At 64.8% G+C, this 13,078-nt stretch carries 22 protein-coding genes; 15 read left to right on the top strand and 7 right to left on the bottom strand.

Features of this window, described 5'->3' with window-relative positions; translation table 11 throughout:
* Nucleotides 1–8: 8 nt before the first annotated feature.
* A complete protein-coding gene (dnaN, locus tag ACFE87_RS06770) occupies nt 9–1,163 on the bottom strand; it encodes a DNA polymerase III subunit beta (protein WP_375458866.1) in 1,155 nt (384 codons plus the stop codon).
* A 19-nt stretch (nt 1,164–1,182) separates the two neighbouring features.
* Complete coding sequence (locus ACFE87_RS06765; RefSeq protein WP_375458865.1) at nt 1,183–1,530, bottom strand: hypothetical protein; 348 nt, start codon at nt 1,528–1,530, stop codon at nt 1,183–1,185.
* An 80-nt stretch (nt 1,531–1,610) separates the two neighbouring features.
* Between ACFE87_RS06765 and ACFE87_RS06760 the strand changes: the two genes are divergently transcribed.
* The gene (locus tag ACFE87_RS06760) at nt 1,611–1,955 is read left to right on the top strand and encodes a hypothetical protein (protein WP_375458864.1); all 345 of its coding nucleotides are present in this window, start codon (nt 1,611–1,613) and stop codon (nt 1,953–1,955) included.
* Nucleotides 1,956–2,046: 91 nt separating this feature from the next.
* Here the strand turns inward: ACFE87_RS06760 and ACFE87_RS06755 are convergent, their stop codons facing one another.
* The gene (locus tag ACFE87_RS06755; protein WP_375458863.1) at nt 2,047–2,841 is read right to left on the bottom strand and encodes a GapR family DNA-binding domain-containing protein; all 795 of its coding nucleotides are present in this window, start codon (nt 2,839–2,841) and stop codon (nt 2,047–2,049) included.
* Nucleotides 2,838–3,089 carry a hypothetical protein gene (locus ACFE87_RS06750; protein ID WP_375458862.1) on the bottom strand — a complete coding sequence of 84 codons (252 nt, stop codon included), beginning with the start codon at nt 3,087–3,089 and terminating at the stop codon, nt 2,838–2,840. Before ACFE87_RS06750 ends, ACFE87_RS06755 begins: the two co-directional genes overlap by 4 nt.
* Before the next feature lie 175 nt (nt 3,090–3,264).
* Between ACFE87_RS06750 and ACFE87_RS06745 the strand changes: the two genes are divergently transcribed.
* The 3 genes from ACFE87_RS06745 (at nt 3,265) to ACFE87_RS06735 (ending at nt 4,951) form a co-directional block, all read left to right on the top strand.
* On the top strand, nt 3,265–3,924 hold the full coding sequence (locus ACFE87_RS06745; protein WP_375458861.1) for a LexA family protein: 660 nt from the start codon (nt 3,265–3,267) through the stop codon (nt 3,922–3,924).
* The gene (locus ACFE87_RS06740) at nt 3,921–4,076 is read left to right on the top strand and encodes a hypothetical protein (RefSeq protein WP_375458860.1); all 156 of its coding nucleotides are present in this window, start codon (nt 3,921–3,923) and stop codon (nt 4,074–4,076) included. Before ACFE87_RS06745 ends, ACFE87_RS06740 begins: the two co-directional genes overlap by 4 nt.
* 296 nt (nt 4,077–4,372) lie before the next feature.
* Nucleotides 4,373–4,951, top strand: coding sequence for a hypothetical protein (locus tag ACFE87_RS06735; RefSeq protein ID WP_375458859.1), 579 nt, complete (start codon nt 4,373–4,375; stop codon nt 4,949–4,951).
* A gap of 589 nt (nt 4,952–5,540) precedes the next feature.
* Here the strand turns inward: ACFE87_RS06735 and ACFE87_RS06730 are convergent.
* From ACFE87_RS06730 to ACFE87_RS06720, 3 genes are read right to left on the bottom strand one after another with little or no spacing between them, the layout of a single operon-like run.
* Nucleotides 5,541–5,792, bottom strand: a complete 252-nt coding sequence (locus ACFE87_RS06730; RefSeq protein WP_375458858.1) for a hypothetical protein — start codon at nt 5,790–5,792, stop codon at nt 5,541–5,543.
* Nucleotides 5,789–6,253 carry a DUF3572 domain-containing protein gene (locus ACFE87_RS06725; RefSeq protein ID WP_375458857.1) on the bottom strand — a complete coding sequence of 155 codons (465 nt, stop codon included), beginning with the start codon at nt 6,251–6,253 and terminating at the stop codon, nt 5,789–5,791. Before ACFE87_RS06725 ends, ACFE87_RS06730 begins: the two co-directional genes overlap by 4 nt.
* A 56-nt stretch (nt 6,254–6,309) precedes the next feature.
* Nucleotides 6,310–6,585 carry a hypothetical protein gene (locus tag ACFE87_RS06720; RefSeq protein ID WP_375458856.1) on the bottom strand — a complete coding sequence of 92 codons (276 nt, stop codon included), beginning with the start codon at nt 6,583–6,585 and terminating at the stop codon, nt 6,310–6,312.
* 183 nt (nt 6,586–6,768) lie between these two features.
* On the opposite strand from ACFE87_RS06720, the gene ACFE87_RS06715 reads away from it, so the two are divergent.
* The 11 genes from ACFE87_RS06715 to ACFE87_RS06665 all read left to right on the top strand — a co-directional run bounded on the left by ACFE87_RS06715 (nt 6,769) and on the right by ACFE87_RS06665 (nt 13,022).
* Entirely contained in the window at nt 6,769–7,014 is a 246-nt protein-coding gene (locus tag ACFE87_RS06715) for a hypothetical protein (protein ID WP_375458855.1), read from the top strand.
* Between the two features lie 98 nt (nt 7,015–7,112).
* Nucleotides 7,113–7,481 (top strand): hypothetical protein, encoded by a 369-nt coding sequence (locus ACFE87_RS06710; RefSeq protein WP_375458854.1) that lies wholly within the window; start codon nt 7,113–7,115, stop codon nt 7,479–7,481.
* On the top strand, nt 7,481–7,750 hold the full coding sequence (locus ACFE87_RS06705) for a hypothetical protein (protein WP_375458853.1): 270 nt from the start codon (nt 7,481–7,483) through the stop codon (nt 7,748–7,750). The genes ACFE87_RS06710 and ACFE87_RS06705 overlap by 1 nt, the downstream gene beginning before the upstream one ends.
* On the top strand, nt 7,747–7,995 hold the full coding sequence (locus tag ACFE87_RS06700; RefSeq protein ID WP_375458852.1) for a hypothetical protein: 249 nt from the start codon (nt 7,747–7,749) through the stop codon (nt 7,993–7,995). Before ACFE87_RS06705 ends, ACFE87_RS06700 begins: the two co-directional genes overlap by 4 nt.
* The gene (locus ACFE87_RS06695; RefSeq protein ID WP_375458851.1) at nt 7,992–8,297 is read left to right on the top strand and encodes a hypothetical protein; all 306 of its coding nucleotides are present in this window, start codon (nt 7,992–7,994) and stop codon (nt 8,295–8,297) included. The genes ACFE87_RS06700 and ACFE87_RS06695 overlap by 4 nt, the downstream gene beginning before the upstream one ends.
* A complete protein-coding gene (locus ACFE87_RS06690) occupies nt 8,294–8,881 on the top strand; it encodes a siphovirus Gp157 family protein (RefSeq protein WP_375458850.1) in 588 nt (195 codons plus the stop codon). Before ACFE87_RS06695 ends, ACFE87_RS06690 begins: the two co-directional genes overlap by 4 nt.
* Before the next feature lie 2 nt (nt 8,882–8,883).
* A complete protein-coding gene (gene bet / locus ACFE87_RS06685; RefSeq protein WP_375458849.1) occupies nt 8,884–9,897 on the top strand; it encodes a phage recombination protein Bet in 1,014 nt (337 codons plus the stop codon).
* Nucleotides 9,894–10,409 (top strand): hypothetical protein, encoded by a 516-nt coding sequence (locus ACFE87_RS06680; RefSeq protein ID WP_375458848.1) that lies wholly within the window; start codon nt 9,894–9,896, stop codon nt 10,407–10,409. Before bet ends, ACFE87_RS06680 begins: the two co-directional genes overlap by 4 nt.
* Nucleotides 10,406–10,888, top strand: a complete 483-nt coding sequence (locus ACFE87_RS06675; RefSeq protein ID WP_375458847.1) for a hypothetical protein — start codon at nt 10,406–10,408, stop codon at nt 10,886–10,888. The genes ACFE87_RS06680 and ACFE87_RS06675 overlap by 4 nt, the downstream gene beginning before the upstream one ends.
* Entirely contained in the window at nt 10,885–12,351 is a 1,467-nt protein-coding gene (locus ACFE87_RS06670) for a hypothetical protein (protein WP_375458846.1), read from the top strand. Before ACFE87_RS06675 ends, ACFE87_RS06670 begins: the two co-directional genes overlap by 4 nt.
* Nucleotides 12,348–13,022, top strand: a complete 675-nt coding sequence (locus tag ACFE87_RS06665; RefSeq protein ID WP_375458845.1) for a hypothetical protein — start codon at nt 12,348–12,350, stop codon at nt 13,020–13,022. The genes ACFE87_RS06670 and ACFE87_RS06665 overlap by 4 nt, the downstream gene beginning before the upstream one ends.
* Nucleotides 13,023–13,078: the final 56 nt, after the last annotated feature.

Raw genomic sequence — 13,078 nt, 5'->3', positions numbered from 1 at the left:
CGCTGCCCTCAAACCCGCATCGGCATGAGGAGGTGCATCTCGCCGGCGACGTCTCGGCCGACGGGCATGGCGATGATCGGGTCGCCCGCATTCTCGACGTGCAGCCGAATGCTCGTCGCTCCGGTCCCGGCGAGCGCGTTGGCGCTGTCGGCGAGGTACTTCGGATTGACCCCGAACGATGGAACCGTCCCAGCTATCGTCGTGGGCAGAACGAGCGAGACTTCGCCTTCTCCCGGGTCATTGGCTGACAAAGTCACGCCGTCGCCGTCCGGCGCGACTCGGCAAGGACGCGCAACGTCGCCGCGGACGCGCATGAGGGCTTCCGCACGTCGAATGTCGGCGATCTCGATGTCGACCGTGTTGGCGGCCAGCTTCGGAACGACGCGGCGCCAATCGGGATAGGTCCCGTCGATCAGCTTCGTCGAGAACACCGTCTCGCCGAAGGCGAAGCGCGCATGGCCACGGCCGAGAAGCGACATCTCGACCTGCCGCCCCTTCGCCAGAGTGCGAACGGCAGCGACCGCCGCACGCGGGACAATGAAGACGGCGTGCTTCCCGACTGGCGCTGAGAGGCTGATGGACCGCGTCGCGAGCCGGTGCCCGTCGGTGGCGATGGCGAGAACCTTGTCCTCGTCGACCTCGATCGCGACGCCGTTCAGATAGTACCGCGTTTCCTCGTTGGAGACGGCGTGCCACACACCAGAAATCAGCCAGTCGAGCGCTCCCTCCCCGATCAGGGCCGTGAAGGCGGGAGCCGCCGTCGTGTTCGAGCGAGGCAGCTCGTCGGCCGGCAGCGAGAAAAGGACGGCGGTGATGTTGCCTGCCGTGAGGTGGGCGCGGCCGCTATCGTCCATGCGGATTGTGAGGTCTGGAATGTGCGACACGACGCGGAGGATGTCGCGGAGGCGGCGCGCGGGCAGAGCAAGCGCTCCGATGCCGTCGACCTCACCGTGGACCCTGGTCACCACCTCCATGTCGAGATCGTTCGACCGAAGCTGAATGCCGTCCGCGGCCGGCTCTATCGCCACGTAGTTGAGGATAGGGATGGTGGTCCGGCGTTCGACCGCGAGCATGATCGTGTTGACGGCCTTGAGCAGGTCGGCCGTTTTCAGCTTGACGTCGAGCGTCGGCAGTTCGGCGGGTTTTTCCTTGGCTTTGGCCATCTACGGTCTCCTCGCTCGCTCAGCTTCGATCCGGTCGCGGCGTGCTCGCCACCACGCCGCGATGGCTCTCAAGAGCCGCATGGGCTGCCTCCCGCAGCGCCGCCGCGCGCCGCCGCTCGTGTTCTGCTTCCGCCTCGATCCGCTCGCACAAGCGAACGTAAAGAGCGGCTAGGTTCAGGTACTCGTGAGCGGCCACCACAACGGGCTGTCGGCCGATCAGCTTACGCAACCAGGATTCTGAGACGCCGAGCGAATTTGCGACGACGGAATAGGCGCTCATGCGCTTGCCGGTCCGTCGCTCTTCACGATCAACCAGAGCCGCAGCGAATGGCCTCGCCCGCTCTATTCCGTCGGTCGCCGTCAACATTGTCCGTTTCCGGTCAGGATTTGTCCGCATCCGGTCAGCCCTTCGTGATGTCTTGAGGACATCGGAAGGAGCGGATCGGAATGGAGGCCGAGGACAGAAGCGAAGCGGGCGAGCGCGGCGGCTGGAACCGCTACGTTCTGGATTTGATGGACAGCAGCAGACACTTCGCGGCGAGGGCTGGCACCCGGACCGCGCGAAGAGAAGACGGGCGTCTGGCCACGAAGGCGGACAGCCCGAGGTTGCCGGCTCGGGAGGAACGTGAGCCGGGGTTCGATGAGGTGGAATTTGCCGGGCGCGCCCACTCAGGCCTCCTCGGCTGGGATCGCGACGAGCTGGCGACGCTCGCCGGGCTTCGCTGGTCCCGAAATGCGGATCGGGCCGTCGTGCGTCAGACGCCAGTGCGAGCCGTCTGCCTCCTGCCATGACAACGGCAGCGGCCGGCAGCGGCCCGGGGCGACCGTGACCAAGCGGTTGGCGGTGAGCACGACGCGCGTGCCTTGGCGGACGGGAAGCATGTCAGGCGGCCCGGAGAACGGCGGCCGAGATAGGCGACGGCTCGCCAGCAAAGCCCTGGTAGCGGGCCTGCACCTCCTCAGGGGGCCAGCCGTAAGCCTCAATGAAATTGCGGAACGTGATGCCGCCTTCACGAAGCGGGGCGAGCGGCCGGTCGGCCGGAGAGCGCCTCGGCTGCACCGGAGCGGGGTCCTCGGGGGCATGCTGTCCCTCGCCCGCTCCGTGTGCCGGGGTCGCTACTTCATGGCTGGCCTCCTCCGTTGGGGTGCCGGCGTCGGACGGCTGCTCCACAGATGCAGCAGTTGGGGCCACGCCGGGCCCTGGGAGTTCGGACGCCGCGTCGGGCGAATGGGTTGGGGAGGTGGGCGCGCATTCTCGGCCATGCACCTCCCCTGGAGCGCGCGTCCCGCGCTCCTGCGACACGCTGGTCTCTGCCGGGCCGGGGCTTACCGGGGCGGGTTCGATGCGAGCCGTTTCAGTGGCGCGAGCGGCTGGCACGCTCGTTGCTCGCGTGCCGGCAGGCGCATGCGTGTGCGACGACCGCTGCCAAGCCTCGAAGTAGAGGTCGAAGAGCGCGGACTTCTCCTGCTCGGCCTCAGGGTTCTTCGCGACGCGGCGGATATGGCTGATGAGCGCTCCCATCGCGGTCTTGTCGAAGCCGCGGCCCTTCAGCTTGGCGTAGACATCCTTGATGTCCTCGCCGATGCCGTCCTTCTCCTCGTGAAGGCGGAGCAGGCGATCCACGAACTGCCGCAGATCGCCGTCAGCCACGCCGGTGTCAGCGATGTCGGCGCTCATGCCGCGACCTCTTGGGGAGCGGGAGCGGGGCGGGGTACGTCGGGGGGCCACGCCGCGTTGGTCGGCCAGTGGTCGGAGAACCAGACGATCGCGCGATCAAGCCGCCGGGTTCCGATGTCACGACCCGAGCGGAGATCGAGGATCCTGCCGCCGTCGTTGAACACGAGGGTCGAGGTGCGGGCCTCTGAGACGCCGCGTGCTGCAGAAAATGCCTCGACGAGGCGAAGGAGATGGGTGATGCTGGCCATGTCGGCGCATGGTATGCGGGACATTGACCGCAGGTGTCAACGGGAAACATCCCGCTCTCAGCGAAAATGATGCGCGGGTATTATCCCGCCCATGGCTGACCAGGTTAGAGCCCGAATCCAAGAGCGCGTTCACACGCTCGGGAAGTCTCCCCGCGCGATCTCACTGGCTTCCGGCATGAGTGCCGACGCCATTCGGGACATATTCCGCCGACCTGAGAACTCGATCACGCTGGAGACAATTGAGAAGCTTGCGGTGGGACTGCAGACCACGCCGGAGTGGCTCGCTTACGGTTCCGGCGCGAACGACGACGAGCCGCCAAAGCGTCCCGACCTAGCCCCGGCCAACCGCAGCTTCTCCCTCGCTCGTGTCGACGGCCGTGTGCAGGCTGGCAACTGGGTCGAGGTTGACGTCTATGACGGCGACCAGGGCGAGGTCATCTCGGCACCCCGGGATCCCGACTTCCCGTTCGCTCGTCAGATTGCCTACCGGGTCGGCGGCGACTCGATGAACAGGGCTGAGCCGCGACCCATTCGCGACGGTGACTACGTGATCTGCGTCGCATTCGAGGACACCGGCCTGCGGCCCGTCAACGGGATGAACGTCGTCGTGCAAAGAACGCGCGACGACGGACAGATGCGAGAGCGCTCGGTCAAAGAGATCCGCCTCTTAGAGGATCGGACCGAGTTCGTGCCGCGGTCTGACAATCCCGCTCATAAGCCGATCGTAGTGCCGGGTGATCGTGACCCGAGTGACACGACAGTTGTCGAGATCCTGAGCCTCGTGCGGTTCGTCTTCGACAACATGCCCGTACCGATCCCGAGCGGGGCATCGTGATGTCCCTCCCGGCTCCAAACGCCGCCTTCCTCGCGGCCCTGGACGATGCGATGGCGGCCGACGAGTCCACCTACGACCTCCTGTCCGTCTCGTTCGATGAGGACGAGGGAGAGGTGATTGAGGTGCGGCGAATTCCCCACAGGCCGGCTTGAAACTAACTTTTCCGCACCGATTTATGCTTGAGCGCATTAGCAGGATGTGAGAGAGCTTCAGTCGTCATGAGCAGAGCAACAAGGAATCCCCGTTCGCCAGATGTCGCTGCTAGCGAGCTGTACGGCAAGCCTGTGAGCAACGATCAGTTGGGTGACGGCAAGAACGCGGCAGCTGTGCTGCTCGGCCGGCGTGGCGGCTTAAAAGGTGGAAAGGCGCGAGCTGCAAACCTTAGCCCTGAACGCCGGACCGAGATCGCCCGAATTGCGGCTACCTCTCGATGGAAGAGGAGTGCCGAATGAGCGGCGACGCGGATCGTGTCAAGGACATGGCGAACAGGATTTCAGCTGACGATGACGCTGACGTTATCCTGATCAACGCTCCGTTCTTTTCTGCCATTGGAGCTGACCTGCCAGAACTAATTCGTGGCCGAAAGCAAATTAAGCCGAAAGTATACGTCATCCTAATTACCGAGGGTGGCTTGGCTGACGTCGCTTACCGGACCTGCCGCTCGATCCAAATGAAGTACGACGAGGTAGTGGTAGTTATTCCGGGCTGGTGCAAAAGCGCCGGCACGCTCTTCTGCGTAGGTGCTAATAGGCTGATTTTCGGAGAGCAGGGAGAGCTTGGTCCAATCGACGTCCAGCTGAGACGGCCCGATGAGATTGGGGAGCGGGATTCCGGCCTGGCCGTAGATTCCGCGTTCGACGCGCTATACAGAGCGTCGTTCAAGATGTTCGAAGGCTATATGCTCGGTCTAAAGAAGAAGTCTTATGGGGCTGTTACGTTTAAGACCGCTGCCGACATTGCAGCGCAAATCACAATCGGTCTTGTTCAGCCGATTTTGGCACAACTTGATCCAATTAAGGTGGGTTAAATTCATCGGTCTGTAAGGATCGCAGAAGATTATGCCAGTCGACTTGATTTGTACGGCAGGAACCTGCGCGCCGACATCGGTGTTGATCCTATCAATGTACTATTAAGGGGCTATCCGTCCCACGAGTTCGTGATTGACCTTATTGAGGCCGTTATGTTGTTCCGTAATGTTAGTTCTGCGGACGGCGACATGGCCGAACTAATCACGGCTCTTGGCAAAGAAGCGCTGACCCCACTCGACGAGGGAGAGGCCGATCTTCTGGAGTATCTCAATGACGATGGAAACGATGAAGCTGAAAAAGTCAAAGACTCAGGTCCCGGCGACTCACCGACGCCCGACAGTGGCGAGGGTAGCGGGCAACCAGCTGCCTCGGTTCGATCACTCGCGCGAGTACCAAGAACTCCTGAGGGAGTCCGTCGATCGAGCGTTCATCCGAGGCCCCCAGCCACGCGTGGAGACGGGCAATCAACTCCGCCGCAGGAAACTGGCTAACGCTGCTCCTGATTAACGCTAAGGCCCCGCCAAAGCGGGGCCTTTTCGTTTGTGCCGGCACTTCTAATGAAGAAACTAAGCTGAACGCCTAGTACGATTATGGCATGAAGCTCACTTTGGCTGTGCTGACTTCTGCGCCATCCCACTCCCTGCACCACCCCTTGCTCATCGCGCCGTGGTCCCGGAGCTGGCACCGGCCGCCGAGACCAGCGTAATCGCCGTGCTCAAGCGTGATCGCGCGCTCGCGGGACAGCCGGTTCGGGCCCGGATCCTGTTCGTCCCAGTGCTGGCAGGAGATGCAGCGGGGCTCGTCGCCCGTGCGGCCGCAGGAGACGCGCTCAAGGATCATCCGACCTCGCGACCCTGAGCGTCGAGCCACGTCTCCGGCTGATCGAACCCGCCGCCGCATGGCCCGCAGCGGGGCAGCCGCAGGCGCACGGCTGATGGCGGTGCGTACATCACGTCTCGGCGGCGCCGCATCTCGACACGGTCGCATGCCTCGCAGAGGATCAGGATGGAACCGCTCGGAGCCGGCTGAGGCGGTTGCTCAATCTTCGGGGCCAAGGCGGTCCGCGCCGCCATGATGACACTGGGATGCTCGCCAAGCTCGGCAGCGACGATGCAGAGGACGCCTTCGTTTCCAGCGGCGTAGTCCAGCACCCCGAGGAGGAAGGCGCTGGACTGGGCCGCGGCCCGGATCGTACTGGCTTCCAGCCCTGAGATCCTCAGGAAGCGGTGCAGGCGGGCTTCATCTGAGGCGATTGCCCCAAGCGCCCGCGCAGCCAGTGTCTCCGCCTCGTCGGCTGACATGCGGGCCGGAGGAATACGGCAAACGGGGGCAAGAGCTGCAGACATAGCCCGCCCCCTCACGCGTCGATTGGCTTACGGATATAGGTGATGCGCAGAATGGTTACGCCGCCACCTCCGCACCGTTCGCAGCACGGCTCGAGCTTGTTGACCGCGCCGCTCGCGTAGAAGTCGTCTTCCGTTGCGGGATCATGAGGCTCATCGAGCAGCTCGATCTCCGGATAGGTCTCCTTCGCGCACTCGGTACAGCGTAGATGCAGGCGAAAGCGCCTGGCCACCGTGACCGGCGCGAGCGCCGTGGCACGGTGCGATGAAGGCGGAAACATCAACGTCACGGGCGTTCTCCCTGGCTCGATGTTCCTATTTTGTTCTCCTTGAGCTATTGGAGTCAATTGGTCGCAGGTGCGGCTGAGTCGCCGCACGGTCCGAAAGAAATGTGCGGGACATGTCCCGTTTATGATTGACGCGGGACATTGACCGCGTCATAGTGACGTCGTTCCAACCGGACGACGCCGCACATGCCGACCACCTCACCTCATAGCGAATGGATTGCCGAAGCGCTCGGCACCCGTAATTGGGTTGTTGCGCCCAGCCTCACGCCGCGGCTTCGGGCCAAGGGCTACGAAGTCGCTATCTCGACAAAGCGGCTCGCCGAGATCAAGGCCGACTACGAGCGCGCCACCGGCGAAGAGGCTCGGCGGATAGCCGCCGATTACGAGAGGCGGTTCGACGCCTCTCTGGCCAGCATGCTTTCGGAGGCCTGAGCCATGCTCGCCTCCTTCCTTGGCGCTTCATCCGCCCTTCTCCTCGCCGCGATCTTCATCCCGGTTGAGATCGCCCGCCTCGTTCGGGAGGTGCGGTCATGACCAGCCTCCTCACCTCAGCCGGCCAGCCCGACGAAGCGGCCATCTCCCGCGAGGTCGAACGCGGCCTTGCCCGCGACGCCCATCTCCCGGCCGATTACCTCGCCCGCCGCCGCGAGATGGAAACCGAGATCGTTCGCCAGATGGCGCGCGAGGAAGCTGCTCGCTTCGGCAAGTCGCCTCGTGAGGTCGCATATCTCGACCTCGGGTCGAAGCTGACGGCTCTCGACTACGCTCGCCACCTTCCGGCCGACATGGTTCGTCGCGAGCGCGCCGCGCTGCATGCCGAGCGGGCCCGCATCGCAGCCGAGTTGGGCGCTGCGATCGCCGCGGCTCTTCCGGCCGAATTCCAGAGGGAGGCAGCTTGATGGCCGCGCATACGCCTGGACCTTGGGAGCGCGACCGCCGTGGCCAGCTTCGCGGATCCGACGGCAACTACGTCGTCGTATGGGATGCCGGTATCGCCTGGGGCGCGCGCTCCACGGTGACGGAAGCCAACGCCCGCCTGATCGCCGCCGCGCCCGAATTACTGGACGCACTCCTAACCCTCGTCGAACAGCGTGGGGCTCACTTCCATACTGCGACAGCTTGGGATCATGCGCGTGCCGCTATCGCCAAGACGGAGGGCCGGTCATGACGCGTCGCCGCCACACCGTCCACATCCGCGAGGATGTCGAGCCCGTTCTCCGCAGCCGCCTCGTCGCCTTTCTGAAAGGCTGGGGCGTCCGCGCCCAGATCGCAGACCGGCAGGGCCGGGCTCTCGGCCACGCTCTCGATCTGGCCGACCTGACCACGGAGGCGCTTGACCGCCTCGCGCAAGACGAGGTGCGCCGGTTCTGGGCGCGCCGACGGCAGGATCGCGAATTCAGGAGGGCGGCATGACCCCGGCCCGCCTCATCCAGCGCCGCATGGCCCGCCGCGCCAGCCGCGACATGCTCGCCTTCATCGTCGCCTACGGCGCGGTCTTCGCGACCGTAGCCGGCGCGCTCCCCGTCTCCGCCGCGTCCCGCGCCATCGAGTTCGAGGCACCGCCGCTCTCTCCCGAGGGCGGCCTTGCGCTGCTCACCATCCTGCTTGTCGGCACCATCATCGTGGCCCGCTGGCCCTTCGGCCAGTACCGGCCATGCCCGCACGATGAGCCGTATGGCGATGTCCCCGACGTCGGCCGCGGGGACGGCCGATGAATGCGGCCCAACGCGTCCAGGCCGAAGCGGCGGCGGTCAATCTCGTTCGCGATCAGCTCGCCGCCCTCGGACAGACCGAGCCCGAATATCTCAAGATCTCGATCGAGAGCGAGACGGGCTTCAAGGAGCTGTTCGAGGAACTCCTTGAGCAGGAGGCCGAGGCCGACAGCTTCATCGCAGCCATCAAGGCGAGGAAGGACGACCTCTCCGCCCGTCAGGAGCGGTACGCCAAGCGCAAGGAGACGCTGCGGCTCCTGATGGCCTCGGCCCTGGAAGGCGCCGGCCTGCCTAAGCAGGAGACCGCTCTCGGAACGGTTTCGATCTCGCGCGTGGCACCGAAGGTCATCGTGACCGACGAAGCCGAATTGCCGTCACGGTTCTGGAGGCCGGCCGATCCCATCCTCGACCGCAAGGCACTGACGGAAGCACTGCGGGCCCGTGCGGCCGCGCGCGCCGCCGCCGCGGCCATCACGGACGAAGACGAGCGCCGCGCCGCGCTGGAGGCTGCCGACGCCGCTCACCCCGAAGTTCCCGGCGCCAGCCTTTCGAACGGCGGCGCCTCCCTCACGATCAGGAGGAAGTGACCATGGGTGCTCTCGCCATTCTGCCGACCCGCTCCGTCGCGGCGTCACACCCGCTCGACGATGGCCGCATCCTCGGCCTGATCAAGCGCATGTACGCCCCGGCCGCCACGAACGACGAGTTCGAGGTCTTTATCGGGTTGTGCCGGTCGCTGAACCTCGATCCGAGGAAGCGGCAGATCTACCACATGGTCTACAGCCCAAACGACGAGCAGAAGCGCAAGGTCGTCATCGTGGTCGCGATCGACGGCTATCGCTCGATCGCGTTCCGGACCGGCGATTACCTGCCCGGTGCGAAACCGGCCGTGTTCGAGGTCGACGAGACGCTCGTCGCACCGACGAATCCGGAGGGGCTGGTCAAGGCGACCGTCACCGTCCGGAAGTTCTTCCACGGCCAGGTGCTCGACTTCGAGGCCGAGGCCTACTGGAAGGAATACGCCCCCGTCACGGAAGAGAACCCGGACGCGTTTCGCTGGGAGGAAACCGGCGAGACGTGGCCCGACACGGGCAGGCCGAAGAAGCGCAAGGTCAAGATCGATGGCCGCGATGCCGGAGCCGTGCTCGATCCGAAGAGCATGTGGGCGAAGATGCCCCGCGGGCAGCTCGCCAAGGTGGCCGAGGCGAAGGCCCTCCGCATGGGCTGGCCCGAGGAAATGGCCGGGGTCTACGTCGCGGAGGAGATGGACCGCGCGAGCGCGATGGACATCGCCGAGCAGGCAGCCGTGGCCGAGCGTACGGCTCAGATCGGCGGCCCCGGCATCTTCATCGACTGGCTCGACGGCAGCCCGGTCGAGAAGGTGCCCCTCGGCCAGATCAGCGACCGGATCATGGCCTTCGTCGCGGCGATCGAGAAGAGGCCCGATGCGGACGCCGAGGTCATCGCCGACTGGCGCAATCAGAACCGCGCGCCGCTGAAGGAGTTCTGGGCAAACCTGAAGGGCGAGGCGCTTCAGATCCGGAACGAGCTCGATGCGGCCCAGGCCAGGATCGCGGCCCGCGCGACGGCTGGTGCCGCATGATCGAGCCGCTTGCCTTCAACTGGGACGGCGAGGCCTTTGTGCCGGCGAATGGTCACTGGGCCCGCCGCGCCGACAAGGCTCTCGTCGTCGGCCTGACCTACAACCTCGTCGAGCACGAGGACCGGTCCAGCGCATCGCACCGGCATTACTTCGCCGCGGTGAAGCAGGGCTGGCAGAGCCTGCCGGAGCACCTGTCTGAGCGCTTTCCGACTCCGGAGCGGCTCCGAAAATACGCGCTGATTAAGGCCGGCTTCGCTGACAGCCAGACCTTCGTCGCCGGCTCCCGGGCTGAGGCTCTCCGGCTGGCTCAGTTCCTGAAGCCGGTCGACGAATTCTCTGTTGTGACCGTCGACGGCGCCGCCGTCACGCGCTGGACGGCCAAGAGCCAGTCGCAGCGGGCGATGGCCAAGGCCGACTTTCAGCGCAGCAAAGATGCGGTCCTCGAAATCATCGCCGGCATGATCGATGTCGCGCCTGCCGTGCTCGCCGACGAGGGGCGGAGGGCAGCATGAAGCCCGAACCCCGCCGCGTTGTCCCGATCAAGGTCCAGCTGGAGGTCGCGAAGCGCCAGCTTGCCGCGCTGATGCGCGAGAAGGGCTTTGAGGTCGAACGGCTCGAACTCGATCACGATCCCGCGCTCGGCTTGCGCCCGATCGATCCTGAGACGGGCGAGCATGTCCCGCACCAGCATGACGCCTCGTGCCTCGTGTGGCGACCGGACGCCGAGCATAAGGTCAAGACCACCGGCCGCCGCGGCGAGAGTGATCTCAGCCTGACCTTCAACGGCGACCAGAGCCGAATTGCGAAGACAGAGCGGGTCCAGGAACGCGAGGCCGAGTTCCGCCGGCAGCTGCTCGCCAGAGCCGAGGGCAAACCCGTCGCTCGGAAGGGCTCCATTCCGTCTCGCCCGAAACAGCCGGCCAAGCCGCAGAACCGGGCCTCGGGATTTCGGCCGCTCCGCTTCGCAGCCCTTTCCGGAGAACAGCCATGAACCTCATGATGCCGAACGGAGAGCTTGTCCCGATGGACTCGCCTCGAGCCGAGGGCGCCCATGCGGGGCAGAAGGGGGTGGCGCCGAGCGAGAACGAGGTTGCTCGCGCGATCTGGAACGATCGCTTTTCAGGCCTGGCCGACGCGGAGTGGGAGCGCGCCCTGAGGGTCGCGAGAGATTTCCCCGACGGTAAGGCCGCAGAGCAAACGCGGCAAATCCGGTCGCACGCCCGCGCTGTGATGGCCCTCTACGGTGACCGTGAGCCCGTCACCATCCTCTCCGCCCACCTCATCTCCTGGGAACACGGCCAGCGCGGCGTTGCGCTTGAACTGTCGGACGGACGGAGCTGTGCCCTTCCTGTCGAAGGTGCAGGCGGGGAGGTGGCCGGGGAGCCGAAGCTGGAAATGTCGAACGACCAGCGGAACGCATTGCGCTCTGCGCCTAACGGCATGAGCCTCGTCTTTCAACCTTTGCTTAATGACATAGACACTCTCCGCACCACCCTCGCCGAGCGCGACGCCCAACTCGCCGCCGAGAAGGCCCGCGCGGAGGAGGCCCTAGCCACCGTCGAGCAGTTGAGGGGGGAGCGGGATGCAGCGCTGCGCGGGAAGGCGATAGTCGACCACATCAACGAAGCTCGCCTCTCCGGGCCGGCCGTGGCGGTGAAAGACGATATTCTGGATGTCCTAAGGCACGTTGCAGGTAGCGGGAACGCTGTCGCTCGGTTCGACGCGCCTGAATGCAAGTCTCTTCTAGCCGCTCTCGTACCTTCTACGGCCGTAGCGGTGACGGAGCCGAGCGATGTCCAGGCTGTTTGCGACCCGAATGGCAGGCGGTGGCGCGTTGAAGGCCCCGATTGGACGATGCAGCCGGAAGGCATCGTGTCATCGGATCAAGCAAGAGAGATATGCCAAACGGCTGCCGCCGCCCTCGGTACCCTGGCCGCGCAGGAGAGCGGGTGGAGGCCCCGGACAAGTGTTGTTCCCGACTGGTTCCAGGAGTTGCCGCTTCAACAGCAGTCGGTCCTTATTCTAGCCCTACGCGGACCCGATGGTGTTGAGAAGCACCACGAGTGCAAGCATCTTGTTCGCCACTATCGGGCTACCGTGCTCTGCGCTGCAAAATATGGGAGGTGGCTTCAGGTCGGTGAAGCGGCCGACAGCTTCATGTCGATGGCATCTATGTCTAGTGAGGCGGCCTGGGACGAACAGGTCCTCAATCCATTCTTCGATGTAATTGATTGCCTGCCTCACCATTATGTTGCCCACCTATCTCACGGCGCAGAGATACTTGGGTATAAGCACCCTGATCTCCTGGTCAGGGGGCATTGGCTACGATGCTACCTCCGCTTCTGCGAGGATCGCCACCATCCACCTGAGACAGAAGAGCAGATGGACACCCGGCTTTCCGATTGGAACCGACGTCAATGGGACGCCCCTCCAACCGCAGAGCCGGCCCGATGAGCGCGGAGAACGAGCGTCTGGCGGTATTCGCCGCAGAAACGGCCACCTACTTTGAGCATCGTCCTATAGGCGGCGAGGATGCAGCATTTTGGTCGAACGTATCGAACGCGGAGAAGTGCCGGCATATCGCAGCCGCGCTCCGCTCGACCCCCGGCCCCGCCCCCACAGGGACGAGGGACGAGGTCGAGAGGGACAGAAACCGCTTGGCCGATTATGTCGAACGAAGGCTGGCCGCAAAGCCGCATGACGAATGCGTAGCCCTTAGCTTCTCGCGGTATGGAGCGCTGCTCATCGTTGAAGCCTTCCGCGCCCCGACAGCACCCCCATCGCCGGGGGAGGCGGCGGAACTGATCGAGCGGACAGCTGAGGACATTCTGCGAAAGCACACCGGACAAACCGGCGGTTGCCCTCGTATCGATTGGTACGGAGCCAAGTGGGACATCGCCGACGCCCTCGCCGCATCCGAGGCCCGCGAAGTGGAGACGATCCGTTCCAGTGACGCGGTATGCGACAGCTACGCGCAAGAGAACCAGCGTCTATTTGATCGCGCCGAGAAAGCCGAGGGCCGCGCGAGCCGAGGCGGTTCGGGAAGCGGTGGAGGTCGCCGCTGGTATCGCCCGATCTCAAGGCGACCTAGACAGGAAATTCATCAAAGATGGCGTGATCGGTAAGCCAGAGGGCCTGATCGCAATCGCTACGGCGCGAATGATCGAGTTGGCCATTCGCG

It is taken from the genome of uncultured Enterovirga sp., from assembly GCF_964242715.1.
Taxonomy (GTDB): Bacteria; Pseudomonadota; Alphaproteobacteria; order Rhizobiales; family Beijerinckiaceae; genus Enterovirga.
This window is presented reverse-complemented; position numbering and strand designations above follow the sequence as displayed.